Raw genomic sequence first — 1,061 nt, 5'->3', positions numbered from 1 at the left:
AATTTAGATTGAAGCTGTACGGTGCTTAAGTGCACAGTGCTCTAAACTGAAATGTTGAAGTTACTAACTTGTAGGTAACATCGACTGTTTGGGGTTGTATAGTCAAGTAATTAAGTGCATGTGGTGGATGCCTTGGCAGTCAGAGGCGATGAAAGACGTGATAGCCTGCGAAAAGCTCCGGGGAGGCGGCAAATATCCTTTGATCCGGAGATGTCTGAATGGGGGAACCCACCTACTTTAAGGTAGGTATTGCAACATGAATACATAGTGTTGCAAGGCGAACGCGGGGAAGTGAAACATCTCAGTACCCTTAGGAAAAGAAATCAATTGAGATTCCCTCAGTAGCGGCGAGCGAACGGGGATCAGCCCATTAAGTTATGTGTGTTTTAGTGGAACGCTCTGGGAAGTGCGAACGTAGAGGGTGATATTCCCGTACACGAAAGGGCACACATAATGATGACGAGTAGGGCGAGGCACGTGAAACCTTGTCTGAATATGGGGGGACCATCCTCCAAGGCTAAATACTCCTGACTGACCGATAGTGAACCAGTACCGTGAGGGAAAGGCGAAAAGAACCCCTGTGAGGGGAGTGAAATAGATCCTGAAACCGCATGCATACAAGCAGTGGGAGCACCTTCGTGGTGTGACTGCGTACCTTTTGTATAATGGGTCAGCGACTTATATTCAGTAGCGAGGTTAACCGTATAGGGGAGCCGTAGAGAAATCGAGTCTTAATAGGGCGTTTAGTTGCTGGGTATAGACCCGAAACCAGGCGATCTATCCATGAGCAGGTTGAAGGTTGGGTAACACTAACTGGAGGACCGAACCCACTGTCGTTGAAAAGCCAGGGGATGACTTGTGGATAGGGGTGAAAGGCTAATCAAGCCTGGTGATAGCTGGTTCTCCCCGAAAGCTATTTAGGTAGCGCCTCGGACGAATACCATAGGGGGTAGAGCACTGTTTCGGCTAGGGGGTCATCCCGACTTACCAAACCGATGCAAACTCCGAATACCTATGAGTACTATCCGGGAGACAGACTGCGGGTGCTAACATCCGTAGTC

The 1,061-nt window shown here is 49.0% G+C and carries 1 rRNA gene; it reads left to right on the top strand.

Annotated elements, in window-relative coordinates:
- Window positions 1–100: 100 nt before the first annotated feature.
- Window positions 101–1,061 (top strand): 23S ribosomal RNA (locus tag ABD296_RS49350); the annotation flags it as partial.

The organism is Actinomadura napierensis, from assembly GCF_039529375.1.
Lineage (GTDB): Bacteria > Actinomycetota > Actinomycetes > Streptosporangiales > Streptosporangiaceae > Spirillospora > Spirillospora napierensis.
This window is presented reverse-complemented; position numbering and strand designations above follow the sequence as displayed.